Origin of the sequence: Paenibacillus sp. FSL P2-0173, assembly GCF_038008045.1 — a bacterium.
In the GTDB taxonomy this organism is placed as follows: Bacteria; Bacillota; Bacilli; order Paenibacillales; family Paenibacillaceae; genus Paenibacillus; species Paenibacillus polymyxa_B.
In genome coordinates, this window is sequence record NZ_JBBOYK010000001.1 from 634,474 (window position 1) to 659,220 (window position 24,747).

Sequence of the window (24,747 nt, forward strand, 5' to 3'; positions counted from 1 at the left end):
GATAAAAAATATTATGTACGTACAATCCATTCCGTCTTTCATTATTATGATAAAAAACGGATGGTTGTACGTACAAGTGGGATTGATTTCATTTTAATATGGAAGCGCTATAATTACAAGTGCATCCTAGAAAAAATATTTTGGACCATTTGACTACTTACTTATTTATGTAATCATTCGATTGTTGCTGAGGTTTGTTGTACAATAGACTCCATATGGGGATTTCTGTGCAGCTTGCTGCCTGAATCCTGAATTGACTGCTGAAGGATGGATTGTACATGTATGTAGCACAAGAATGGAAAGACTATGAAGTAATGGATACAGGCGGTGGTGAAAAACTGGAACGTTGGGGTGATATTGTCCTGCGTCGTCCCGATCCGCAAATCATATGGCCTTTGGCCCAGGAAACAGCCGAATGGCGTAATGTTCATGGACATTACCACCGTAGTTCCTCCGGTGGTGGCAACTGGGATATGAAAAAACCTATCCCCGAGCGCTGGACAATTAGCTATGGACCGCTTAAATTCCACATTAAACCGACCAGCTTCAAGCATACCGGTCTTTTTCCAGAGCAAGCAGCGAACTGGAGCTGGATGATGGATAAAATCAAAGGCGCAGGCAGACCAATTTCCGTACTGAACCTGTTTGCATACACGGGAGGAGCCACGACTGCTGCTGCGTATGCTGGAGCTAGTGTAGTTCACGTGGATGCCGCCAAAGGCATGGTGCAGTGGGCAAAGGAAAACGTTCAATTGTCCGGTCTGGCTGACCGTCCGGTACGCTTCATTACGGACGACGTATTCAAGTTCGTGCAACGAGAACAACGTCGGGGCAACCGTTATGATGCCATTATTATGGACCCTCCTTCTTACGGACGCGGACCAAACGGAGAAACTTGGAAGCTTGAAGAAAGCTTATACCCGTTTCTCGAATCCTGCATGAGCATTATTTCAGATCAACCGCTGTTCATGCTGATTAACTCTTATACTACAGGTATTTCGCCTACTGTATTGCGCAACATGCTGAGCATGACCATGCAACAAAAGTACGGCGGCCTAATTTGCGCTGGTGAAATTGGATTGCCGATCACACGCTCGGGATTGAATTTGCCTTGTGGTATTCTCGGACGCTGGGAGGCTTAAATTCCTCTTATGACTCAAAATGAACTTACCCGGCATGAGCATGCACAGCCGAATATTCCTGTCCTCTATGAGGACAATCATGTTTTGGCGGTTGTAAAGCCTGTCAATGTTCCAACGCAAGAGGATGCCAGTGGTGATCCTGATCTGTTGTCTTTACTCAAGGAAGATCTAAAAATTAGACACAATAAGCCTGGTAACGTTTTTTTGGGTTTAGTTCACAGACTGGATCGGCCTGTAGGTGGAGCCATGATTTTTGCTAAGACGTCCAAAGCTGCTTCTCGCCTGTCTGAGTCGGTTCGAAGTCGTCATTTTCACAAACTGTATACAGCAGTTCTGAATGGCGTTCCTACGGCCCCACAGGGCCGTCTAACCCATTATCTGCTAAAGGATAGCCGTACCAACACGGTTCAAGCGGTTCGGCCTGGCACGGCTGGTGCGAAGGAAGCCATTTTGGAGTACCGCATGATCGGACAAGCAGATGGACTCAGTCTCGTGCAGATTAAGTTGCACACCGGACGCTCACACCAAATTCGTGTGCAAATGCAGGCGATCGGCTGTCCCCTCTACGGTGACCAAAAATATGGCGGTAATCTGAGCCGGCCCGGTCAACAGCTCGCGCTCTGGTCCTTACTCGCTGGAGCACCGCATCCAGTTAGCAAGGACGATATGAGATTTCACTCGTTACCTCCAGTCCAATTTCCATGGAATGAATGGCCCCGGTCGCTTTATGAGAACATGATTACGTCTGAAATTTGAACCGGAAAGCCCTGCCCTATCTGGATATCAACATCTTCAACCCCATTTGCACAAAGAACCTGCAACGCATGTAAACAAACATGCATTGCAGGTTCTTTTTTTGCAGAAAATTAAATTAATGCGTCATCTCATCCTTTTATGACGAGGAAGCCACGGACTGTCCCTTCTTGCTGTTTACCAGCTGTTGACGGGGATGGGCGTTTTGTGCATTCGTATTTTTGATGAAAAACGCTAAAATCAGAGCGGCCACACTCAACACTGTTGCAATGATAAAAGCCGAGTTAATCCCATAAATTGTAGCTTGGTTGCCTGCAGCCAGCATCCCCGCTTTATCCGTCACGGTCAGTCCCTCAGATGTAACAATCGATGTCAAACGGTTGCTGCTCTGTGTTGACATCACTGTCACCAGAATTGCCGTCCCAATCGAGCCAGAAATCATACGCAGCGTGTTACTCATCGCCGTACCATGTGCATTCAATCGTTGCGGAAGCTGATTCAACCCGGCTGTTTGGATCGGCATCATCAGCAACGACATCCCGAACATCCGCACCGTATAATTGATTAACAGTGTCATATAGGTGGTTGTTTCGGTCAACCGTGTAAATTCCCAAGTCGTTATAGCCATGATCAGCAAGCCAATTACAGACAACCAGCGTGCTCCGATTCGGTCAAAAATTGCCCCCGTTACAGGAGACATGAGCCCCATCAGAATCGCTCCCGGTAACATTAGCATACCGGACTGGAGCGGTGTAAAACCCCGAATATTTTGCAAATAAATCGGAAGCAATATCATACCGGCGTACAAAGCCATCGTCACAATCACGTTAATGATTGTCGTCAAGCTGTACACATCGTATTTAAAGATACGGAACTCCAGCATAGGCTCATCTGCCTTCAGTTGGCGAACAATAAACAAAATAAGCGCAATAGTCCCAACGATAAGCGTAGACAGGACCGGAATACTTCCCCAACCCGATGTTCCTGCATCACTAAAGCCGTATAATATTCCACCGAAACCGAGCGTAGACAAAATGATGCCGGGAATGTCCAGCTTTGGCTTGGACTGCTCCGTTACATTTTTCAGAAAAATAAATCCGATCACAATCGAAATCACTGAAATCGGCAGGATGATCCAGAACAAAACCCGCCAGTCATAATGCTGTACTATATAACCGGATAAGGTTGGCCCAATGGCTGGAGCAAAACCCATCGCAATCCCCAAGGTTCCCATCGCCCGGCCACGACGCTCTATTGGGTAGATGTTCAAGATAACCACCATCATTAAGGGCATCATGATACCTGCTCCCGCGGCCTGAATAAGCCGACCGATCAGCAATATGCTGAAGCTTGGAGCTACAGCACATAACAGCGTGCCTATTGAAAAAATAGTCATCGCGCTAATAAACAATTTACGAGTGGAGAAACGGGCAATCAAGAACGCGGTCACCGGGATCAATACCCCATTCACGAGCATAAAGCCCGTACTAAGCCACTGAGCTATATTGGCATCTATATTCAAATCACTCATCATTTTCGGTAAAGCCACACTGATCAACGTCTGATTTAATATCGCTACAATCGCGCCAATCAACAGAGCGGCCACAATGGGTGCTCTGCGTACATTACCTGGTAGTGTCATTTGAGGACTGCTCAAGTTGATTCATTCCCTTCGGTGTTAATTTCATGATCATTTGTTTATGGATATCCAGAACCATCTCTAGCTGCTCCTTCGGGATGTCCAGAATGGGCAAGACGCGCTCCATCCACATGGCGTCTACTTTTTGCATGATATCTTTTCCTTCCGGCGTAAGCGTCAGCACTAAGGATCTACGGTCATGCTCATGCCGTCCGCGAGCAATATATCCCGCCTTGGTCAAGCGGTCAACTACCCCACTCATAGAGCTGCTTCCCACATGCGCTATGTCTGCCAGCTCGGATAATCCGATGTTGGGGCGTTTATTCAGAATTGCCAAAGCCATATGCTGAATGGCCGTCAGATCCAAATGCTGCTCCTCATTCCAGAAGGAATAAAATATCGTTTTGTTAACCTCCCTTACCGATTGAATAATCCGGTACACCTCAAGTCTGTCTTCCTCTTTATCACTCACTGGAACCATCCTTCTTTCTAATATCCAATTGACAATCCATATACATATACATATACATATACATATACTAGAAACTATTTGCATACGAAATGTTATTTATTCATAACTATTATTTTATCATCTCTTATGTAAATGTCAACATTCACCCAAATATCACCTATACTTCAACACAAAAAAGCGCGGTATGAATACCACGATAGGTATTTACATCCGCGCACTCCTACTTACCTTAAAATGATAATCTGCTGCGTACAGCTACTTTTCATGTAGCCGCCATTCTAGTTATTCTGCTCGCTCTATTGGTTCCTTTACTCCCTCAGCCTCACTTGTCATTACTGAAGTTTTCGCCTTCGTTGTAATTTTCCCCAACAAATAAACCAGCAAATTTTGATTGTGCTGAGAAATTCGGTTTAGTGCAGAACCCAGAAAATCATCCCGGATTCGCAATCCACGCTCTACTTCTTCTCTCCCTTGATCCGAAATGACAATCCATACAATTCTACGGTCCTTTACGTCTCTGAAACGGGTGACCAGTCGATTCCGCTCCATCCGATCCAGCAGCATCGTAACCGCGGCTGGTGTGGTGGCGAGATATGGGATTAGTTGAGACGGTTTCATACGGCCGTATTCGTTCAAAACCTCCAGCACCGTAAGTTGAGCTTCCGTTAGTGATGGAGCCAGCTGCTGCTCCATATGAACCTTATAATCCTTAGCCATTCTGGACCAGATTTTCGCAAATTCGGTCGTTTGCATTTTGCCTCACTCCTTTAAATAACAGGGTCAGTAAAAGCATCAAAGTTACCGTATGGGCCACCGTCCGGATTGTATTTCATCACATTAAATTTTCGCCATTCAGCCCCGGTTTCCTGCCGTTTTTGGAGCACGAAATGAAAAGGGGAAGGAAGTCTCACCTCCGTTTTGAAGGCTGGTCAGGGTTCGACAGCATGACGGCAAAAAGGTCCTCATTCGTGCCGGAATGGCACGAGAGGACCTCTCTTTTTCGAGCTAAAAAGCGCTTGACTTTCCTATTATTCTATGGACTGAGAAGCTTGCGGCTCACTACGCAGCAGCACATTCACAATTTCGTCCTTCTTCTCCACTGGAGCTAGCAGCTTGCCTGTATCCTTTCGGTCGGTCAAAGGAGCCTTTTCCGAAAGGAAGGACATCGTTTGTCCTTCTGCTGTGATTGCAAATAATTGAACAGCTTCACGGCAATAGAAGGCAGCCACGATTCGAGTTCCATTCGAACGTACTCGTTTGCCTTCCTTGAACTCAAAGGTGGTGATACCTTTGCCGCCTCTTCCCTGTGTAGGATAATCCAGCAGAAGCGTACGCTTACCATAACCGGACTCGGTCAGCACCAACACTTCTCCTTCATCCTCTTCTACCCACAACGCCGCGATAATTTCATCGCCTTCGGCTAGCTGTATACCTTTGACACCAGCCGAGACGCGCCCCATCGCATTAACCTCTTGCTCCTTGAAGCGTATACTCATACCCGCGCGGGTAATCAGCATAATATCCCGGGTACCCTCGCTTAACGTTACCGATAACACCTCATCGTCCCCTGCTACTTTGCAGGCGGCTACGGCACTGGAACGTTTTGTAGCATATTCTTTCAATTCTGTACGCTTTACTTGGCCCTTCTTTGTTACAAATACCAGGCTTTTGCCAATTTCCTCGATGTTTTTGAGCGGGATGACACTTACGATACGATCTTCCTTCGATAACGGAATGACGTTGACAATTGGAGTGCCCGGCTCTTTCCACTTATACTCTGGCACCTGATGTACAGGTAATAAAAAGTATTGTCCGCGCTGGGTGAAGACGAGCAATATGTCCAGCGTATTCACATCAAGCAATTGGGTAACGTAATCCCCTTCTTTAACACCAGAACTTGAACGTTCCCCGCCTGAACGAGTGAATGACAACATACTTGTACGTTTCACATAGCCATCTTTTGAGAGTGTCAGCAGCACATCCTCTGCTCCCACCATGACTTCCAGGTTCACCTTAATCTCTTCTACCTCGCCCTGGATATCTGAACGACGGTCAATGCCGTACTTTTCACGAATTTCCAACAGTTCCTTGCGAATCAGGCTGATCAGCTTGCGATCACTTTCCAGAATAGAACGATATTGTGCGATTTTTTTCTGGATGTCACCCAGTTCTTTTTCAAGCGTGGTGATTTCCAGATTGGTGAGACGATACAACTGCAAAGTCAAAATAGAATCTGCCTGACGTTCGCTAAAACCAAACATCCATTGCAAATTATTTTGCGCGTCCTGGCGATTTTTGGAAGCTTTAATGGCTGCGATGACCTCATCCAGAATGTTCAGCGCCTTGACCAAACCTTCCAGCACATGGGCACGATCCTCTGCCTTTTCCAGTTCATACTGGATACGGTGAGTGACAACTTCGCGTTGATGGGCGATATACGCTTCCAAAATGGACTTTAGCCCAAGCTGATGTGGCGCTTTGTTCACAATAGCTACCATGTTGAAGTTATATGCCACCTGTAGGTCGGTTTTTTTCAGCAAATAAGCTAAAATCCCTTCCGCATCGGCTTCCTTCTTCAGCTCCACAACAATGCGCAAACCATTTCGTCCGCTTTCGTCACGAACCTCGGCAATCCCTTCCACCTTTTTCTCCAGACGGATATTCTCCATGGCGGTTACGAGCCTTGATTTGACGATCTGGTATGGGATTTCGGTAATGACTAGCTGCTGCTTACCTCCGCGCAAGGACTGAATTTCCGTTTTGGAACGAATATAAATACGTCCTTTTCCCGTGCGGTAAGCGTCCTTGATGCCTTCGCCACCCATAATGAGTCCGCCAGTCGGGAAATCAGGACCTTTGATAAAGGTCATAATCTCTTCCAGCTCAATCTCTGGCTTTTCCATCACCGCAATGCTGGCATCAATAACTTCGCGTAAACTATGTGTAGGGATCTCTGTCGCAAATCCCGCCGAGATCCCACTGGAACCGTTCACCAACAAATTTGGATAACGAGACGGCAACACAACGGGCTCTTTGGCCGAGTTATCAAAATTGTCCTTGAACAAAACCGTACGCTTTTCAATATCGCGCAGCATTTCCATTGCGATCGGAGACAAGCGAGCCTCCGTATAACGCATAGCTGCCGCCGGATCATCATCCTGGGAGCCCCAGTTACCGTGACCGTCCACCAGCACGTGACTCATTTTCCAAGGCTGCGCCATCCGTACCATGCCGTCGTATATCGACGAGTCACCGTGGGGGTGGTAATTACCCATAACGTCCCCAACGGTTTTGGCCGATTTACGATATGCTTTATCCGGCGTATTGCCCGAATCGTACATTGCATAAAGAATACGACGTTGTACGGGTTTTAATCCGTCCCGTACGTCGGGTATCGCCCGATCCTGAATAATATATTTGGAATATCGGCCAAAGCGGTCACCGACCACTTCCTCCAGAAAAGCTGGCAAAAACTGCTCCGATAAGCTCATGTATACACCTCTTTTGATAGCACTACTCTACGTATTCCGTAAAATCTACGTTTTCCACGATCCAGCGCTTGCGCGGATCCACCTTATCACCCATCAAAGTGGACACCCTGCGTTCAGCCTTGGCTGCATCCTCTATCTGAACGCGTAGCAAGGTGCGTGAATCGGGATTCATCGTTGTTTCCCATAACTGATCAGGGTTCATTTCCCCAAGTCCTTTATAGCGCTGAAGCTCAAAATTTCGTCCAAATTCTTTTAAATAATTATCAAGCTGCTCGTCAGTCCAAGCATAACGCACCGTTTCGAGCTTACCCGACTTTCGAGTTATTTTATACAATGGCGGTTGAGCAATAAATATGCGTCCTGCATCAATAAGCTCTTTCATGTACCGATAAAAGAACGTCAACAACAGCACTTGAATGTGCGCACCATCTGTATCTGCATCGGTCATAATGATGATTTTGGAATAATTGCTGTCTTCCAGCGAAAACTCTGTTCCTACTCCCGCACCAATAGCTGCTGTAATAGCACGGTACTCATCATTCTTCATAATATCCGCCAGTTTGGATTTTTCCGGATTCATCGGCTTGCCCTTTAGCGGCAATATGGCCTGAATTTTGGAATCCCGTCCCTGCTTGGCTGATCCTCCAGCCGAATCGCCTTCCACAATAAACAACTCATTACGTGTAAAATCCTTGGACTGCGCAGGCGACAATTTACCATTCAAATTGGAACTTTCACTGCGTTTTTTGCCGGAACGCATTTCATCCCGAGCTTTACGTGCAGCTTCACGCGCTCTGGATGCTTGAACTGCCTTCTTGATCAAAGTTTGTGCTATCTGCGGATTTTCTTCCAAAAAACGCTGCATCTGCTCAGATACGATGGCATCCACTGTACTCCGTGCCGAAGCGCTTCCCAGCTGATCCTTTGTCTGGCCGACAAATTCAACCTCAGCCATCTTGACACTGATTACAGCCATCATGCCCTCACGTAGATCGTTGCCCTCCAAGTTTTTATCCTTTTCTTTCAACATCACCGTTTTCCGGGCATAGTCGTTCATGACACGAGTGTAAGCGGTTTTGAATCCCGTTTCATGCGTACCTCCTCCACGTGTCGGAATGGAGTTAACGAACGAAGCAATCGTCTCTGTATAACCAGCATTGTACTGGATGGCAATCTCTACTTCAATGTCTTCTTTCTCGGCATTAAAGTGAATAACGTCATGCAGCACATCCTTGCCCTCATTCAGAAAAGCAACAAACTGACTTGCGCCACCCTCATAAAAATACTCATCTGACTTTCCGCTGCGTTCGTCTTTAAGTTGAATACGAAGGCCCGAATTTAGAAAAGCAATTTCCTGAAGGCGCTCAGCCAACGTATCGTAGTTAAAATGAATGCCTGCCTGAAAAACACGAATATCCGGTTTAAATGTAATTTTCGAGCCCGTCTTGTTAGTATTGCCCAGCACTTCAAGGCCTGTGGTCGGTTCCCCGACATGCTCCACGCCCTTCTTGTCCTGCCAATATTCAAACCGCTGACGGTGAATCTTGCCGTCCCGGTAAATTTCTACTTCAAGCCATTCCGAAAGAGCGTTCGTTACAGACGCACCTACACCGTGCAGACCCCCGGATTTTTTATATCCCGAACCGCCAAACTTACCTCCGGCGTGCAAAATGGTGAATACAACCTGAGGCGTAGGAATTCCCGTTTTGTGCATTCCCGTAGGAATACCGCGCCCGTTGTCTGATACTGTAACGGAACCGTCCTTATGCATTGTAATATCAATGCGAGAGCAAAACTTGGCGAGATGTTCATCCACCGCGTTGTCTACAATTTCCCATACCAAATGATGCAGCCCCGAAGAACTGGTGCTCCCGATGTACATGCCCGGCCGTTTGCGAACTGCCACAAGCCCTTCGAGCACTTGAATGTCGTCCGCGCCATATTCCGAAGCTCCGCTTTGTGTGCCGGACACTCCCGCAGACAAGTCGATTTTGTCGACCATTCATGCTCCCCCTTTGTCTAATCGTAACCGTGTTTTGCCTTATTCTTGATGATTTTCACCAAAAATGCAAACAGATGTTTTCTTTTACCTTGTCCATTTTAATTCAATATATCCCGTTTCGTAAAGACGGCGAATGAAACAATCAATGCCGCAGCCCCCCAAATGCCCAGTACAGCTAAAGAAAAGGGTAAGGTCATTCCCTCAATGGGGGCGGGGCTTCCAGATAAATAATCGGTTAATTCGAGGTTAACCATAAATAAATATTTAGCACTCTGCCAAGATGAAGCCATGTTTGTCAAAATAGTGCCCGAAATAAGTGCAGCCATCATGACCACGATACTTGCCGCCGTACTTCGTACCAGGACAGATACCATGAAGGCTAACGAAGCTACCACAAGACTGACGAACCAGATCAATCCGGCTTGCAGCATCAGATAATGCCATTGTGGAATCGCGTGTACAGCAGACAAATCCACCGTCGATCCAACAATTTGAAATCCGGTAAATACCGGAACATTAAAACCGCGAAAACCAAAAAACAAGCCTGATATCAGATAGCTAATTACAAATACAGCTAAAATGATGAGCGAGACGAACATATACAATGTCAGCAGCTTGCTCAGCAGTATTTTCCACCGCCTGACTGGGCGAGTCAGCAACATTTTTATCGTGCCTGTCGTCCGTTCTCCAGAAACCAAGTCGGAGGCAATGGCCATAATCAACAGCGGAACGAACAGATTAATGGAATTATCCATAAACTCTCTGGTAAAGGTGACACCACTCGGCTCATTAGGATTCACATCATTTTCCAAATAATATTGCATCTGCTGCACAAAGACCCGACGGTAGGTCTTCCATTCCTCGGGAACCCGGTCACTTCCCAGCGAGTTTTGATTATCGGTAATCGCCTGACGCAGTTCGAGTCGCCAATCATTGCCGAATTTTTCGCGATTGTTTTCTGCCACTTTCATCTGAGCGTACGTAAAAATCGGCACAAGCACAAGTAAAACAAGTAAAATGACATAAAATCGTTTCTTCTTGATAATTTTGAGCGTTTCATTTTGTACGAGCGGTAAAATGTTATTCAAGTATCTCACCTTCCGTCATTTTCAGGAATAGCTGCTCCAGTGTAGGATTGATTTTGGTTACACCTTTAACGGAAATACCGGAAGCCGTCATTTGTGTCACCAGCTCCGCAATATGCTCTTCATCCATTTCTGTAAAAATTGCATCGGCTCCGCTGCCTGCCACAATGCTGTCATCAATTAATTCATCGGCGTTCGTAATTATTTGCACATGCGGAGAATTTTGCAATATGGCAAGACCCTGATCACGAGGCTCCAGTTGCCATACGGCCATGTGCGAGTGCGTATCAACCAATTCCCGTACACCACCTACAGCTAGCACCTTTCCCCGACTTATAATTGCCACCCGATCACATAGCAGCTGGATTTCGCTGAGCAAATGGCTGGAAACAAATACAGCCATGCCTTCTGCCGCTAGCAAACGGATAAAAGCTCTCATTTCCTTGATCCCCTTGGGGTCTAACCCGTTCGTCGGTTCATCCAAAATGAGCAATTTCGGTCTACCAAGCAAGGCTTGGGCTATACCAAGACGCTGGCGCATTCCGAGAGAATACGTACTTACTTTATCATGGATACGGCGATCGAGCCGAACAAGCTCAACGACTTCGCGGATACGCGGCTCGTCTACACCAGGCTGCATACGGGCAAAATGCTCTAAATTCTCCCACCCTGTCAGGTAGCTGTACACCTCTGGATTTTCCACAATAGAACCAATATGCCGCAAAGCCTGCTCAGGGTCACGATTTACATTATGTCCACAGACAGTAATCGTCCCTTCCGTAGGCTTAATTAAATCGACCAGCATACGAATAGTCGTCGTTTTTCCAGCCCCATTAGGACCGAGAAATCCGAAAATTTCACCCGCACGAACGTCGAATGTTACATCATGAATGATCATTTTGCGTTTGATACGTTTCTTAACGCGCTGAACAGAGAGAACTGTTTCGTTATTGCTTCTGTCTCTGCCTGCGCTGCCAACCTGATTGGCGGAATGGAAACTGGACACTGCATCCCTTGATGTCGGATTTTGGGTTATTCCAGCCCCGGCCTTGTCAGCAGATTGGATGCTCATTACTTGTTCCCTCCCTTTTTCACTTCAGCGGGTTGGCTACTTGTAGACTGTTGTTCATTATCCACTTTATCGGCATCCTTCGTGGTTGCAACTGCAAACCCTTGCGCGATACGTTCAGCGATTGCCTGATAGCCCTGTCCGTTTGGATGAAAATGATCGGAAGATAAATAGACGGGCAAATTTTGCTGGAACAAATCGAAAGTTGGAACCAGAGTCATATTGCTGTTTTGGTTGGTAATTGCCATGGCAGCCAGATTCCATTCTGTGACCACAAGATTACCAGGAATTTTCATTTCCTGCAGATCACTGAATGGATTATATAATCCGACATAGATAATTTTAGCATTCGGATTGATTTTCCCTACCTTTGTCAGCACTTTTTGCAGACGTTTGGCGGCATCAGGCACAGCTTTACGCAAACCACTGAGTGTAGGTGGCTCTTTGCCAGTTTGGGCAGCCTGAGCCCCCTGAAATAAATCATTTCCGCCAATCGAGACAATAATGACGTTAGCCTTTTTCAACACATAAGAAACACCAGGCTCATCCAGCTTGGTCAATAGTCCTTGAGTCGTCAGTCCATTAATCCCCAGATTATTTATGAGCTGAGCCTTATGGCCTTCCTGATTATTTAACAAGCTCACCGACCGACGCACAAAACCACTTCCGGAGTCATCCCCTGTGCCTTTGGCTAGCGAATCTCCAATGGCAGCTACCCGAAACTCTCCCGTCTGATTTGTAGCGGATGGCGCAGTTTGTGTCTGCGATGAACCGGAATGCACAGGTTGAGTGCTAACCATTGGCTCTGGAGCCGTGATACTTTGTACTGCTGTAATAAATCCGTACAATAATAGCAATGTGGCGGCAATGGAAACGGAACCGACAGACCGCCAAATCCATTTTGATGAATTCACTCGTGTTCCCTCCTGATAGCTTAGTGAAATAAACATAAGGCTTCTCATATCATTTTGCAAATAAACCGTTCGGAATAAAAGCGCAATAAACGCTTAGAGTCACACATAATTTCCCATGAACATGCAAAAAAAGGATGGCAAATGGCCACCCTTATATTATACTTTCTTGTGCGAATAGTTTATCCTCACAACTCTAATCAGACGAACCAAACTATTTACTATCAGGGATGAAACTTTTGATCCATTGTCCAAAACTGCCCGGATTTCGACTTTGAATCAGTACCGTCCCTTCACCGCGAAAGCGGCATACAAGCGCTTCTCCACTCGTTACGCTGGACAACCAGCCTTTAGATGCTTTTTCAATTTTATAATCCATATAATCCGGCCATGCCACCAGATGAGCATTATCAATAATACGCTCCTCTCCTGGCGCGATGTAAATGGGATGAATGGCTCCATAAGAGGACAGGAATACCGTACCTCGACCACTGATTTCTACGATAAAAAAACCTTCACCGGAGAATAAACCTTTCATCAGGTTTTGCATTTTGGTGCTTACCTCAATGCCTTCCGTACAAGCCAGAAAACCGTCCTTTTGGACCAACAGTCTATACGTGCCATCCAGTTCCACCGCTTGTACATCACCTATACTGGCAGGGGCTAACAACACCTCAGCCGGTCCCCGGGCTGCCCTCAGTTCTTGAAAAAAGAATTTTTCTCCGCTCAGCATTCTGCCTAAACCACGTAACAGTCCACCGTCTACCGTCCCCTTTATATCTACACTGGAAGACATGGAAACCATCGCTCCCATTTCCGCTTTAATCATTTCCCCGGGGTTCAACTGCACCTTGAGCATAGCAAAGGCACCTTCATGCACGATTTCGTAGCTCATTTGTTCACCTGGCTTTCCATAAGTAGTCTGCAATCCATTCAACTTGCTGCTATCATACTATAAATACGTCCCTTATGTCTTTTCTGGTATAAAGCAATGGTTATGCCACTGGAGGAATAAGAGACACCAAAAGACCCGCTGAACGTGTCAGCGGGTCTCCAGATTAACGTCACGTCACTATCTTTTCGTAGCAGCGACATGACGTTGGGAACGTATTTACGATCATCTTAGTTACGTGTGAACTCTTGTACCCAATATCCATTGTAGTAAGCTACACCAATTTGTGTATATTCTGCCTTCAAAATATTCTCACGGTGTCCCTGGCTGTTCATCCAGGCTTTCATCACTTCTTGTGGTGTTTGTTGTCCCATGGCAATATTCTCACCCGCATACGTATAAGTTACACCGAATTTTTTCATCATATCAAATGGTGAACCATAGGTCGGAGATGTATGGGAAAAGTAATTGTTCGTACTCATATCCTTCGCCTTGACTAAGGCTACTTCTGTAAGCTTCGCATTCGATGCGAGGGGCTTCAGACCTTTTTGGCTGCGCTCGTTATTTACAAGCTTTACAACCTCAGCTGCAAATTGGGACTTGCTCAGTTGTGCATCCGATCCTGCTGACTGACCCGCGCCTGAGTTTGTGCTTTGTTTTTGGGTCTGTTGCTTGTTACTAGACTGCGAAGCCTTTTGGCTACCCTGTTTGGTTGTTGCTTGTTTACCGGATGAAGGATTTGCTGTTTTGTTTTTAGCCTTGTCCTTTTCAGAAACATCCTTAATTACGGTCTTTGTTATCGTAGTCGTCCCGTTGGACATATTGACGGTATATCCGTTATTTTGAAACCATTGTTGCAGTTGGGCAGTCAAATCGTCAGCTGGTGAAGCTGATGCCGGAACGATGAATCCTGCGGATAAAATGGCGCTTAGACTTCCCATCACCAGTGTTTTTTTCAACATATTCTTCATTTCGTCATCTCCTTGTTGTATAAATGCCTTGGTGTGAACGCGTCTGGTTACAACTTTGTAATCTTTACTCTAGCAGTATATCATGTTTTATAGAAGGATCAATGGTATAAAAGTTGGAAAAAAAATAGCCCCGCTCGGAATTGACCCATGCGGAACTAAGTTAAAAGTAGTGAGGCTTTAAGTATTAGATTGTCTTGTTATAGGCTGATTATCTAAGCTTTTTGCTGAAACGGTAGCCTTGCTTTTCAAAGCCGATTCGATTGTAGAATGCTCGGGCCTCTACTTGTTTGATGCGGTTATTCGCTCCGGTAATGAATAAATGATAGCATCCTTGCGCACGTCCCCACTCCTCACCACAAGCCACCAGGCGCTTGCCAATGCCCTCGCCGCGATACTCCCCGCTCACGACCAGCATGGTGATTTGTACGGCAGGATCAGGATAAGCCAAGCTTTGAGCCGTATGCATGCCGATTACTCCGACAACACGACCATCCATTTCTGCAACCATCATATTCGCTTGACTGTCCTCCCGCGTTGTTCCCATAACTTCTTTCATTACACCACAAGTCATCGGGTACCCGACTTCTCTTAGTAGTCCAGTTACGGCTTCGCAATCGCCAAGCTCTACGGAACGAATTGTCAGTACTGGAATCATCACATTGTTAGACATGATTTACCTCCACTTTCAGCATATTAGCAGCTTCTTTGGCCGTCTTCCGTGCTGTTTCCACATCTTCTGCAGCGCTAAGCGCTACAGCCATCCGGCGTCCCGGCTTGGTTTCAGGCTTCCCGAACACTCGCACCTGTGTCCGGGGTAGCAATAATGCATCATGCAGACCGCTTATTACAAAATCCCGCGTAGCCACTTCTGCCTTCAAAGTAGCTGAAGCTCCTGGTGTAAGCAGCGTGACGGATGGCACCGGGAATCCGAGAATGGCCCGCACATGAAGCGCAAATTCCGACAAATCCTGCGTGATCATGGTCACCATTCCTGTATCATGCGGACGAGGGGATACTTCACTGAATATGACGCCATCAGCTGTTAAAAACAGCTCTACGCCAAACAATCCGTAACCACCCAGTTCATCCGTAATCGTACGGGCAATGTTCTCCGCCTCCGAAAGCTGCTTGTCCGTCATGCCATGAGGCTGCCAGGATTCGACATAATCCCCATCTTTCTGAATGTGGCCAATCGGTGGGCAAAAAGTCGTACCCGAAACCGATCTGACGGTCAATAAGGTAATTTCGCTCTCAAACGGGACAAAAGCTTCAACAATGACACGTGTTGTTTTGGCACGCGCGCCTTCCAGCGCCGTATTCCAGCAGGATTCTGCATCTTCGAGTGCCCGGCATACAGACTGCCCTTTACCCGACGAACTCATCAAAGGCTTGACCACACATGGCGTGCCCAGCTCATGAACCGCCGACCGCAACTGGTCAAAATTATCTGCAAAACGATAGGCAGCAGTCGGAAGCTGTAATTTCTCGGCAGCCAGCCTGCGGATACCTTCCCGGTCCATCGTAAGACGGGCGGCACGGGCCGTTGGTACTACGTAAAATCCTTCTTGCTCTAATTCTTCCAAAGCACCCGTAGCAATAGCTTCGATTTCAGGTACAATTATGTCGGGCTTTTCCTCACGAATTAGTGCCTTCAACGCCTCAGCATCCTGCATATCCAGACAGTGAGAGCGATGGGCCACCTGCATTGCTGGAGCCAGTTCATAGCGATCAACAGCAATACATTCCACGCCAAGCCGCTGAGCTTCAATAATGACTTCTTTTCCCAATTCGCCGCTACCCAGCAGCAGCATCTTCTTAGCTTTGGCAGAAAAAGGAGCACCCCACATCTTGAACTCTTCCCCCTCTGACGAAATTGCTCTGATCTCTTTTCATCTTTATTTTCAGGGTTTAGCTCCAAGAATGCAATAGTGCTCGGCATTTAAATTTACAAAAAACGCGATTTTTTGATCTTTTTTTTACAAAAATCTGAACTGTGCTTCCACCAGCCCCCGATATATTCCATGTTTTTTCATCAATTGTTCATGATTACCACTTTCTTGGATTTCCCCATGATCCAGTACAACGATATGATCAGCATTCCGGATGGTGGACAAACGGTGAGCGACCATAAACGAAGTTCTGCCTTCCAGTAAAACCTGAAGAGCCTCCTGAATTTTCAACTCCGTTTCCGTATCAATACTGGCTGTTGCTTCATCCAGGATAAGAATTCTCGGATTTGCCAGCAAGGCACGAGCAAAGGATAAGAGCTGTCGCTGGCCCATGGACAACATTCCCCCCCGCTCCTCTACCTCTGTTTCATAGCCAGCTGGCAAGTGAACAATGAATTCATGAGCATTGACCGCCTTCGCAGCCGCTTCAATTTCCTCATCCGTTGCATCCAATCGGCCAAATCGGATATTATCGCGTATCGTCCCCGAAAAAATAAATGTATCCTGAAGCACAATGCTTATCTGGCTTCGCAAGCTCTCCACCGTGACATCGCGCACATCATGGCCATCAATCGTAAGCCGCCCTGACGTAATGTCATAAAAACGGCTGAGCAGATTAATAATTGTACTTTTACCTGATCCGGTATGACCCACAAGCGCTATAGATTGGCCCGCCTCGACAGAAAGATTAATACCTTTAAGCGCCTGACGTCCCTTTTCATATTCAAAAATGACCTTTTCAAATTGGATATCGCCCCGAATGGACGGCAAGGCTTTTGCTCCCGGTTTGTTTGCAATATTCGGCTGTTCATCCATAAACTCAAAAATTCGTTCTGACGAAGCCATCGCAACCAGTAACTGATTATACATTTGGCCCAGTCGATTAATCGGTTCCCAAAAGTTCCCAACATAGTTAGCAAACGCAACCAGTAATCCCACCGTAAGCTGATCTGTCTGAATTAAATGCGCTCCAAACCAGAACAGCACAAGCGTACCAAATCCTCCGGTAATATCAATAAGTGGGCCAAAGACCTGATTCATGGCAGAAGCCTTATCCCACGATTTTTTGCTAGAGCTGTTCATATCGTCGAAATAAGCCATGTTTTCCTGCTCCTGCGTATACGCTTGTGTCACACGAATCCCCTGAATGGACTCATTCAAATGAGAGTTGATACGTGAGTTCTTCATACGCACTTCTTGCCAAGCACGGCGGATGCGTACGCGCAGCTTGGTCGAGATCAAAAACATGATCGGAACGGTCACAATTACCGCCAAACCGAGCTTCCAGTTAATAAGCAGCAAAATGACAATAATTCCGATAAGCTGTACGCAGTCAATCAGGACATTCACTGCACCGTTCGTAAAAAGATCCTGTAGCGAGTTAATGTCATTTGTCACGCGCACTAATACAGAACCTGCTGGTCTCTTATCAAAAAAGTTAAAGGATAGCTTTTGAATATGCTTGAATAAATCTTCACGCAAATCGTAAATAACCCGTTGACCGATAATATTGGTGAATTTAATGCGGTATGTGCTGGCTGCCCATTGAATTAAATATAACAAGAGCACGGCACCCGTGATGAGCAGCAGTAACTTTACGCTGGGCAGTGCAGGCCATGCGGGAGCAATTGCCTTATCAATGGCCAGACTGATCAAATAAGGAACGGTCAGCTTGGTAATGGTGCCGAGAATCATCATGACCAGAAGGATCGGCAGAATCTGACGGGCATAAGGCTTCATGTATGCCAGCAAACGTTTGAATTCTGACCAGTTAAACGGTTTGTCAATGACATCATCATCTTGATAGACAAAGCGTTCATTCGTTGGCTTTTTTAACGGTTTGACTTTTTCTGCGGGTATATTCATGGTCTCACCTGCCCTTCGGATACACCGTCTGGAGCCTGAGCTATGTAATCGGCGTATTGAATATGATACACATCCTGATATGGACCTGGAGTAGCAATGAGCTGTTCATGTGTTCCACGCTGGACGATTCGTCCTTCCTCAAGCACCACAATCTCATTGGCATGACGAAGTGAAGAGATTCGATGAGCAATTATAAATGTTGTTCGACCACGCATAACCTCTTGAAAACCGGTCTGTATTTCATGCTCTGTCTCCATATCAACCGCACTGGTAGCATCATCCAGTACCAGAATTTTCGGATTTTTGAGTAGTGCGCGCGCGATGGCGATCCGTTGTTTCTGCCCTCCGGACAGTCCCAATCCACGTTCTCCGACGACAGTGTCATATCCCAGCGGTAGTTCAGTTATGAATTCATGTGCCTGAGCCAGTTTGGAAACGCGTATGATGTCATCCATACTGACATGACTTAATCCATATGAAATATTGTTGCGTATAGAGGACGAAAACAAAAACGTCTCCTGAAACACGGAAGAAATTTGAGCACGTAAATCGCGAATCTTCAAGTGACGTATATCCTTGCCATCCAACTTGATACTTCCTGCATTCACATTATAAGCGCGCATGAGTAATTGAATAATGGTAGACTTCCCTGACCCCGTTCCGCCTAAAATTCCAATGACTGATCCCGGAGGTGCGTCTAAATTGATGTCAACAACAGCAGGGAGCTTATTTCCGTAAGCAAAGGTAACATGTTCAAACGTAACATGTCCTTCCACCTGATCGGCATCGAGTTTAAGTGCTCCGGCTTCATCGGTTACATCTATGGACTGATTTAGCAGTTCCAAGACCCTTTCACCAGAAGCTTTGGACTGCGTATAGTTATTGATATGAAAGCCAATGCTCCAGATGGGGCCGATAATATACCAAATTAAGCTAAAGAAAGCGACGAGCTGCCCCAAGGTCATTGACTTCTGAATGACCAGATACCCCCCCATGCCCAACAGCAGGACCACACTGACAGAAGCTATCAGTTCCATTGCGGGGAAAAACCGACTCCATAGGGAAGCAGCCTGAATTTGATTACTTTTGTATTGCTCATTACGTACTGAAAATTTCTCAACTTCATAAGATTCGCGGGCAAAAGATTTGACGGTTCGCACACCTGTTATATTTTCTTGGACCGCTGTCGTCAAGGCGCTAAGGGCAATCCGCATTTCCTGAAAGGTGGGATGAATCCGGGATTCAAACTTGAATGTGACGAAGAGTAGCAATGGCATGCTGATCATCGTAATGAGGGTGAGCTGCCAGTTAATATACAGCATCATCATAGAGCCGAATACGACCATCAGTAGCACATTGAGGAGTTGGGCAAAACCAAACCCGATAAAGTTACGAATTGCCTCCAAATCACCAGTCAGTCGGGACATGAGATCCCCCGTTTTGGCAGTGTCATAATATCTGAAGGACAGAAATTGCAGCTTTTCGTAACAAGCATTGCGGAGTCGGTACGCCAAGTAGTTACCTAGCCGTCCACCAAAAAAACCATGTAAAAATTGCATGAACCCTTTGATGATGACTACTCCCAGCACAGTCAGAGCCAGCGCCGGGACTTTCCCGAAGTCACCGGGGATGATAGCGTTATCAATTAGCCTTTGGAGCAGGTTCGGATACACCAGTCCCAGGGCCGTCGCTATCGCAAGGCATAAAATAGAAAGAAACAGATAGTGTCTCCTCTCGCGAAAAAAAACTTGCAGTTGCCTGAGCACTTCCATGTCAATGTCCCTCCATTAGTTGCACGACGTTGTTATATGGCTTAGTGAAGTTTACCATTCGCTTTCCAAGGGGGCAAAGAGGATAACAAGCCGTATTCAGGCAGGTTATCAATTGGTGGGTGATTAGACAAATTAAATCGCTTTCTTATTATTGAATATGGCTATTTACTCAGTATTGCTTTCTTTTTGGAGCATGCATAAAACACCGGGTTGTCCCACAACCCGGTGTCCTGAACTTAAATAAATGGTGTACTTATTTATCTTTACTCCAAAGCCGCAATCTTGCCAGCAAGCTCTTCCCAAACCTGTGGCTGCTCACCGCCCATAAGGGCATGCTCCATGCCACGAGTCGTCTCCAGCATTTGCTCTCGAAGCTGAGCTTTCTGCCACATTTGTTCCTCCTGCATCAGCGTAACGTAAAAAGAAGACATTCGTTCTCGTTGCTGATCCACAGCTTCCCCGATTCGCTGGCGTAATATCGGCTCCAGTTTGGTTTGTAGATTCGCTCGCCCAGTTCCTTCAAAAAATAGCTTTGGATTTTTAAAGCTATTCCAATAGTCCTTCCAATGAATAGACTCCTGCAGGGAAATTTCATTCAGCTCGGGAACAGCCCAGTTTCTGGATTCAGGAATCGTACAATCTAGTCCTTGCAACTGGTGGTTCATGTGTTCTACGCACTGTTGTATAGTCTTGTGTACCAAAATTTGGCCCGTTTTTTCCAGCCGGAGTGTGGTTGCCAGCAATTCCTGAGACAGCTCCAGTTCGATTAAACGCATCAGCTCACGACCACAAGATGCAAAAGCCGAACGAAGATCACCTACTCCTTCACGCAGAACAGATGGATGAAAAGCCTCTGCCATAAATTCTCCAGTCCGATAGGACAGCCTTTGACGTACATGATACAGCAATTCATCGGTTTCACCCGATAACACAGATGCACCGTTGCTGTCAGTCAGGCCTAGGAGCGTATGCTCCAATTCTCCACGGATGCGAGTTAATCGCTCTAATCGAATCTCACGTTCTTCCTCGCTATACCGGGCATCGGTTGCATGTTGCTCTATGCGGTTCCGCAGCCGACCCAGTTCCTGCATAGCAGAAGCAATGGACAAACCTGCCAGCTCTTCGGCTGCAAATGCTGAAAAATCATCTTCAAATGCATCAAAACGTGAAGCTGAACGCAGCGAAGCCTCTCCCTGTTCGGCAGCTTCCAACGCCAGCATACTGGAAAGCGGATAAATACGTGGTTTTCGGATTCCATTCGCCTGTAGTTGTTCCTGTACATGCCGGGTAACAGAATGCAGTTCTTCTTCAGAAGAAGCCAGATCTGATGCATTAACTATAAAAAACGTCTGATCCAGCGCCAAGGTCTCTTTAACTCGACCTAGTTGGTTCAGGAACTGGCGATCACCTTGCGTAAACGCATGGTTATAATAGGTGACAAATACAAGAGCGTCCGCATGCTTCATATAGTTGAAAGTCACGCCTGTGTGTCGTGCATTCACAGAATCCGCTCCTGGCGTATCCACTAGCACGATGCCCTGACGGGTCAGAGCGCAATCATAATAAAGGTCGATATGCTCCACAAAGCATGATTTGTGCTCAGACGCAACAAAATCCCGATACTGCTCTAAATCCACCTGAAGCTGTTGTCCCAGCAAGCTTTCAGCTTCTTCCCATCCGGCTGCGGCAGCCTTCAAAAAACTATAATGAGGCCTACCCGCAGGATGGATGCCTTCCGGAGATAAAGCATGAACGGCTTCTTGCCAGCCCGCTGCCGCGGGTTCCCCCAATCCTAATAACCGAAATGAGTATTTAAGATCTTCCCGCAACGCGTCCACTGGTTTCATATGGACGTCAGCCGTGGCATGGCGCTCAGCACTTGCAGGCGCCATTATGCGGTTAATCGCCGCTGTCGTCGGATGCGGCGATACGGGCAACACAGCTTCACCCAGCAAAGCGTTGGCGAAGCTGGATTTCCCAGCGCTGAACGCTCCGAACAGCGCCAACGTAAACTGCCCGCCCTCCAGCGCAGCGGCGCGGGCATGTAAATCCCGTACCGCCGCTTGCATGGCAGGGTACGGGCTTACCAGGGCAGCGGCAGCCTTCAATCGGGCCGCTGCTGCATCCAGCCGCGTGCGGCGGCCTCCGGCGGCAGGCTGTGCTGACGCCGTTCCTGCTAGCGGCTGCGCCGATGCGTTGCGCGAGCCAGCGATGTCAGAACGCGCAACGCCCGTTGGTGCCGCAGCTGGCGGGGCAGCAGCGGCGGTATCGGACGCCGGTGCAAGCGCGTCCGCACGGGGCAAGCCGCCTGGCGCGGACGCCTGCGGCAGCAAGCTGCGCAGCAGGCTGGCGTGCGAAGCCGAGGCCTGCACGCGGGTGCTGTAGCGGCTCGCCGCGTCCGCCTGCGCCAGCAGCGCAGTGCGTGCATCCGCGAGAGCCGCGCGGCGGGCTTCGGCTCGCACTGCAAGCTGGGCCAGCAGCTGGTCTACCAGCGTTAGCGCCTTACGGCGACAATCGGCGGTCACAGCAGCGCGTAGATCCTTGCAATAGTTCAACGTATACTCCGGCGACAACGCATTTTCCTTCACCGTCTGCTCTACCAGTTGCCGGTCCGTCACAGGGCGGATGTCATCCAGCTCCTGCTCCATCGCAGCGGACCACAAACCCTGACTGTCACCCCAAGACCTCAGTAGCTCCCGTACATGGGGAAGCAATTGTCCCTCCACCTGATCAGTCAGCATTCCTGCCAGCCGTTCCAAGCGGCTTTCCTTTTCTCGCTCAGTCTTTCCTCCTGCAAACCATATTCCTGTTTTGAAGCCCGGCTTGCGGCTCTCTAAGTATTCGCCTGCGGCTTCACGTAGCTCCGCTGGCGTCAAATGTGCGTGTTCCAGTAAATGATCCAGCTCTTGACGCAGTCGTTTACGCTCCTGCTCCGGAAGCACCTTCCAGTGTTCATCTTCTTGCTGCAAGGTTTTCTGCTCTATATCCAGGCGCAAAATGGCTTCTTCTCCACCTGCTTCTTTTAACAGTGTGTTCAGTTCCTCTTCTTCAGCTGCCTGCACAGTCTCCACATGTTGCTCTACCAAATGATGCATAGAGGACACTAAACTGTATGCCAAAAGCTCTGTTTTTCGCTCCAGCAAATTCGGAATCAGGTACGTCAACTGTTTCCACTGGTTCCATGGATGATTCTGCTCCTTCAAGGAAGTAAAGAGGATATCCGTATAATGAACCTGCCAGGCATGAAAGCTGGTCTCCACCTCATTACGATAACGTGTAAATGAAAGCTCTCGCTCCCGGTGTTTATCGATTTGATTGATGATCAAATATAATGGCTTGCCCCAATCCGACAAACTTTTGGCAAAGGACAAATTATTTTCAGATTGGACATGATTGTAATCCATCACATAAAAAACAATATCTGCCCAATGTAAAGCAGAATGTGTCGCCAGCGCATGTCCGTGGTCTGTGGAATCTACGCCTGGTGTATCCAGCAGCACTCCTCCGCTAGATAATATCGGAACATCCTCCCACACTTGAACCGATTCATAGGCTCCACCATTTTTACAATACTCAGCAAGCTCGGACAGGGACGCTTCCATGCTTTCCGGCTCTGGATTTTCCGCTGATTTGGCTGGATGAATGAGCGCTCTCGGACGTCCATAACGGATGGACACTACATTAGCGCTCGTAGGCACCGGTCCAGACGGCAGCACAGTTTTACCACACAGGCTGTTAATCAAGCTCGATTTACCCGCTGAAAAATGTCCACAAAAGGCAATGGTCAGCTCCTGCGCATATGCTTTTTCCAGCAGATCACCTATCGCCTTCGCTCCCGCTTCATCCCCGGCTTTACGCAATGTACTCTGTATCTGTTCTATCGTATCCAACCACTTTCCCGCATCTCCTGTAATCGTTTGCATCATAAGCTACGGTTCCACTCCTTATCACTTGTCTGCACCAAATAGCTATATTGTAGCATTCCTAAGCCGTTGTGAGAATCATCACATCAAAAAAACTAAACAGCGCTCCCCGCCAGTACTTGGCATTAGGGAACGCTGTTTTCGTACATGATAATAATAAGTTCATTTTATTCTGTTCAAAACGGATCATTAAAAATAAATATTTAGGCAACCGAATGCAATTCATCAAAGCCCTCAAAGAGCACCGACGAAGCAAGATATGTATACAACGGGTGAGCCTGCTCATCACGTACATTCACCTTTTAGAACATGGGGAACGCGACACCATAATTCAGGGTCAAAATGTATGCACACTTCATTGGAACGAGGCTCTATCCATATCAGGATGGTCTGCAAGGTTCGTGTATATATGCGCCTTCGGGCTGGTTAAACCAGCCGAGCCGCCTACACCGGAACATGCAACGCATGTCGTCCGCGAATTGAACTTAATTGGCTGCAGTCTCAAGCACTGGCAGCAAAATTTCAAATACTTGACCATGCTGTAAAATCGTAATCCCACGGGATTTGTCCTTCATTACGACCACTTCTGGCTTTTGTGACATACGCTCCAGATAATGTTCAGGTACATCACCGGAATGACTAACTGTGATTCCCTCAAGCTCGCGCTCTTCGTTTTCAGCAAATTCTGTTGTTACAATTTGCTCAAAAATATCAGAGAACGCTTCAAAATTGTCTGTATATACCGAAATGCACTTCATACTCTTCATCCTTTTCTACACATAAATGGTTAAACCCTCTGTTACTCTGTGG

At 47.1% G+C, this 24,747-nt stretch carries 18 protein-coding genes; 2 read left to right on the top strand and 16 right to left on the bottom strand.

Annotation, left to right across the window (positions count from 1 at the left end; translation table 11 throughout):
• Nucleotides 1-278: 278 nt before the first annotated feature.
• Nucleotides 279-1,142, top strand: coding sequence for a class I SAM-dependent methyltransferase (locus tag MKX30_RS02690; protein ID WP_341062426.1), 864 nt, complete (start codon nt 279-281; stop codon nt 1,140-1,142).
• 9 nt (nt 1,143-1,151) lie between these two features.
• Entirely contained in the window at nt 1,152-1,898 is a 747-nt protein-coding gene (locus MKX30_RS02695) for an RluA family pseudouridine synthase (RefSeq protein ID WP_023989069.1), read from the top strand.
• Between the two features lie 136 nt (nt 1,899-2,034).
• Here the strand turns inward: MKX30_RS02695 and MKX30_RS02700 are convergent, their stop codons facing one another.
• From MKX30_RS02700 to MKX30_RS02780, 16 genes are all read right to left on the bottom strand, one after another.
• Complete coding sequence (locus tag MKX30_RS02700) at nt 2,035-3,537, bottom strand: DHA2 family efflux MFS transporter permease subunit (protein ID WP_028540693.1); 1,503 nt, start codon at nt 3,535-3,537, stop codon at nt 2,035-2,037.
• Entirely contained in the window at nt 3,521-4,006 is a 486-nt protein-coding gene (locus MKX30_RS02705; protein ID WP_341062427.1) for a MarR family winged helix-turn-helix transcriptional regulator, read from the bottom strand. The genes MKX30_RS02700 and MKX30_RS02705 overlap by 17 nt, the downstream gene beginning before the upstream one ends.
• A 282-nt stretch (nt 4,007-4,288) precedes the next feature.
• A complete protein-coding gene (locus MKX30_RS02710) occupies nt 4,289-4,759 on the bottom strand; it encodes a MarR family winged helix-turn-helix transcriptional regulator (protein ID WP_013310615.1) in 471 nt (156 codons plus the stop codon).
• A gap of 275 nt (nt 4,760-5,034) precedes the next feature.
• On the bottom strand, nt 5,035-7,497 hold the full coding sequence (gyrA, locus tag MKX30_RS02715) for a DNA gyrase subunit A (protein WP_013310616.1): 2,463 nt from the start codon (nt 7,495-7,497) through the stop codon (nt 5,035-5,037).
• 22 nt (nt 7,498-7,519) lie between these two features.
• A complete protein-coding gene (parE, locus tag MKX30_RS02720; RefSeq protein ID WP_028540692.1) occupies nt 7,520-9,499 on the bottom strand; it encodes a DNA topoisomerase IV subunit B in 1,980 nt (659 codons plus the stop codon).
• Nucleotides 9,500-9,597: 98 nt separating this feature from the next.
• Nucleotides 9,598-10,587 carry an ABC transporter permease gene (locus MKX30_RS02725; RefSeq protein ID WP_023989072.1) on the bottom strand — a complete coding sequence of 330 codons (990 nt, stop codon included), beginning with the start codon at nt 10,585-10,587 and terminating at the stop codon, nt 9,598-9,600.
• Complete coding sequence (locus MKX30_RS02730; protein WP_341062429.1) at nt 10,580-11,656, bottom strand: ABC transporter ATP-binding protein; 1,077 nt, start codon at nt 11,654-11,656, stop codon at nt 10,580-10,582. The genes MKX30_RS02725 and MKX30_RS02730 overlap by 8 nt, the downstream gene beginning before the upstream one ends.
• Nucleotides 11,656-12,603, bottom strand: coding sequence for a GDSL-type esterase/lipase family protein (locus tag MKX30_RS02735; protein ID WP_053325635.1), 948 nt, complete (start codon nt 12,601-12,603; stop codon nt 11,656-11,658). The genes MKX30_RS02730 and MKX30_RS02735 overlap by 1 nt, the downstream gene beginning before the upstream one ends.
• 175 nt (nt 12,604-12,778) lie before the next feature.
• A complete protein-coding gene (locus tag MKX30_RS02740) occupies nt 12,779-13,459 on the bottom strand; it encodes a TIGR00266 family protein (RefSeq protein ID WP_076159244.1) in 681 nt (226 codons plus the stop codon).
• 227 nt (nt 13,460-13,686) lie between these two features.
• On the bottom strand, nt 13,687-14,427 hold the full coding sequence (locus MKX30_RS02745) for a CAP domain-containing protein (RefSeq protein WP_076159247.1): 741 nt from the start codon (nt 14,425-14,427) through the stop codon (nt 13,687-13,689).
• Between the two features lie 208 nt (nt 14,428-14,635).
• Entirely contained in the window at nt 14,636-15,097 is a 462-nt protein-coding gene (locus MKX30_RS02750) for a GNAT family N-acetyltransferase (RefSeq protein WP_013310623.1), read from the bottom strand.
• On the bottom strand, nt 15,090-16,274 hold the full coding sequence (purT, locus tag MKX30_RS02755) for a formate-dependent phosphoribosylglycinamide formyltransferase (protein ID WP_071558575.1): 1,185 nt from the start codon (nt 16,272-16,274) through the stop codon (nt 15,090-15,092). The genes MKX30_RS02750 and purT overlap by 8 nt, the downstream gene beginning before the upstream one ends.
• A 129-nt stretch (nt 16,275-16,403) precedes the next feature.
• The gene (locus tag MKX30_RS02760) at nt 16,404-18,242 is read right to left on the bottom strand and encodes an ABC transporter ATP-binding protein (protein ID WP_068942685.1); all 1,839 of its coding nucleotides are present in this window, start codon (nt 18,240-18,242) and stop codon (nt 16,404-16,406) included.
• Nucleotides 18,239-20,014 (bottom strand): ABC transporter ATP-binding protein, encoded by a 1,776-nt coding sequence (locus tag MKX30_RS02765; protein WP_023989079.1) that lies wholly within the window; start codon nt 20,012-20,014, stop codon nt 18,239-18,241. The genes MKX30_RS02760 and MKX30_RS02765 overlap by 4 nt, the downstream gene beginning before the upstream one ends.
• 263 nt (nt 20,015-20,277) lie before the next feature.
• Complete coding sequence (locus tag MKX30_RS02770; protein ID WP_341062431.1) at nt 20,278-23,940, bottom strand: dynamin family protein; 3,663 nt, start codon at nt 23,938-23,940, stop codon at nt 20,278-20,280.
• 482 nt (nt 23,941-24,422) lie between these two features.
• Complete coding sequence (locus tag MKX30_RS02780; RefSeq protein WP_013310628.1) at nt 24,423-24,695, bottom strand: hypothetical protein; 273 nt, start codon at nt 24,693-24,695, stop codon at nt 24,423-24,425.
• Nucleotides 24,696-24,747 lie beyond the last annotated feature (52 nt).

Coding starts and splice junctions, on each gene's coding strand:
- purT (WP_071558575.1), bottom strand. CDS start 16,274: ATGTGGGGTGCTCCTTTTTCTGCCAAAGCTAAGAAGATGCTGCTGCTG.
- MKX30_RS02765 (WP_023989079.1), bottom strand. CDS start 20,014: ATGGAAGTGCTCAGGCAACTGCAAGTTTTTTTTCGCGAGAGGAGACAC.
- parE (WP_028540692.1), bottom strand. CDS start 9,499: ATGGTCGACAAAATCGACTTGTCTGCGGGAGTGTCCGGCACACAAAGC.
- MKX30_RS02730 (WP_341062429.1), bottom strand. CDS start 11,656: ATGAGCATCCAATCTGCTGACAAGGCCGGGGCTGGAATAACCCAAAAT.
- MKX30_RS02760 (WP_068942685.1), bottom strand. CDS start 18,242: ATGAATATACCCGCAGAAAAAGTCAAACCGTTAAAAAAGCCAACGAAT.
- gyrA (WP_013310616.1), bottom strand. CDS start 7,497: ATGAGCTTATCGGAGCAGTTTTTGCCAGCTTTTCTGGAGGAAGTGGTC.
- MKX30_RS02750 (WP_013310623.1), bottom strand. CDS start 15,097: ATGTCTAACAATGTGATGATTCCAGTACTGACAATTCGTTCCGTAGAG.
- MKX30_RS02710 (WP_013310615.1), bottom strand. CDS start 4,759: ATGCAAACGACCGAATTTGCGAAAATCTGGTCCAGAATGGCTAAGGAT.
- MKX30_RS02770 (WP_341062431.1), bottom strand. CDS start 23,940: ATGATGCAAACGATTACAGGAGATGCGGGAAAGTGGTTGGATACGATA.
- MKX30_RS02735 (WP_053325635.1), bottom strand. CDS start 12,603: ATGTTTATTTCACTAAGCTATCAGGAGGGAACACGAGTGAATTCATCA.
- MKX30_RS02745 (WP_076159247.1), bottom strand. CDS start 14,427: ATGAAGAATATGTTGAAAAAAACACTGGTGATGGGAAGTCTAAGCGCC.
- MKX30_RS02740 (WP_076159244.1), bottom strand. CDS start 13,459: ATGAGCTACGAAATCGTGCATGAAGGTGCCTTTGCTATGCTCAAGGTG.
- MKX30_RS02690 (WP_341062426.1), top strand. CDS start 279: ATGTATGTAGCACAAGAATGGAAAGACTATGAAGTAATGGATACAGGC.
- MKX30_RS02700 (WP_028540693.1), bottom strand. CDS start 3,537: ATGACACTACCAGGTAATGTACGCAGAGCACCCATTGTGGCCGCTCTG.
- MKX30_RS02780 (WP_013310628.1), bottom strand. CDS start 24,695: ATGAAGTGCATTTCGGTATATACAGACAATTTTGAAGCGTTCTCTGAT.
- MKX30_RS02695 (WP_023989069.1), top strand. CDS start 1,152: ATGACTCAAAATGAACTTACCCGGCATGAGCATGCACAGCCGAATATT.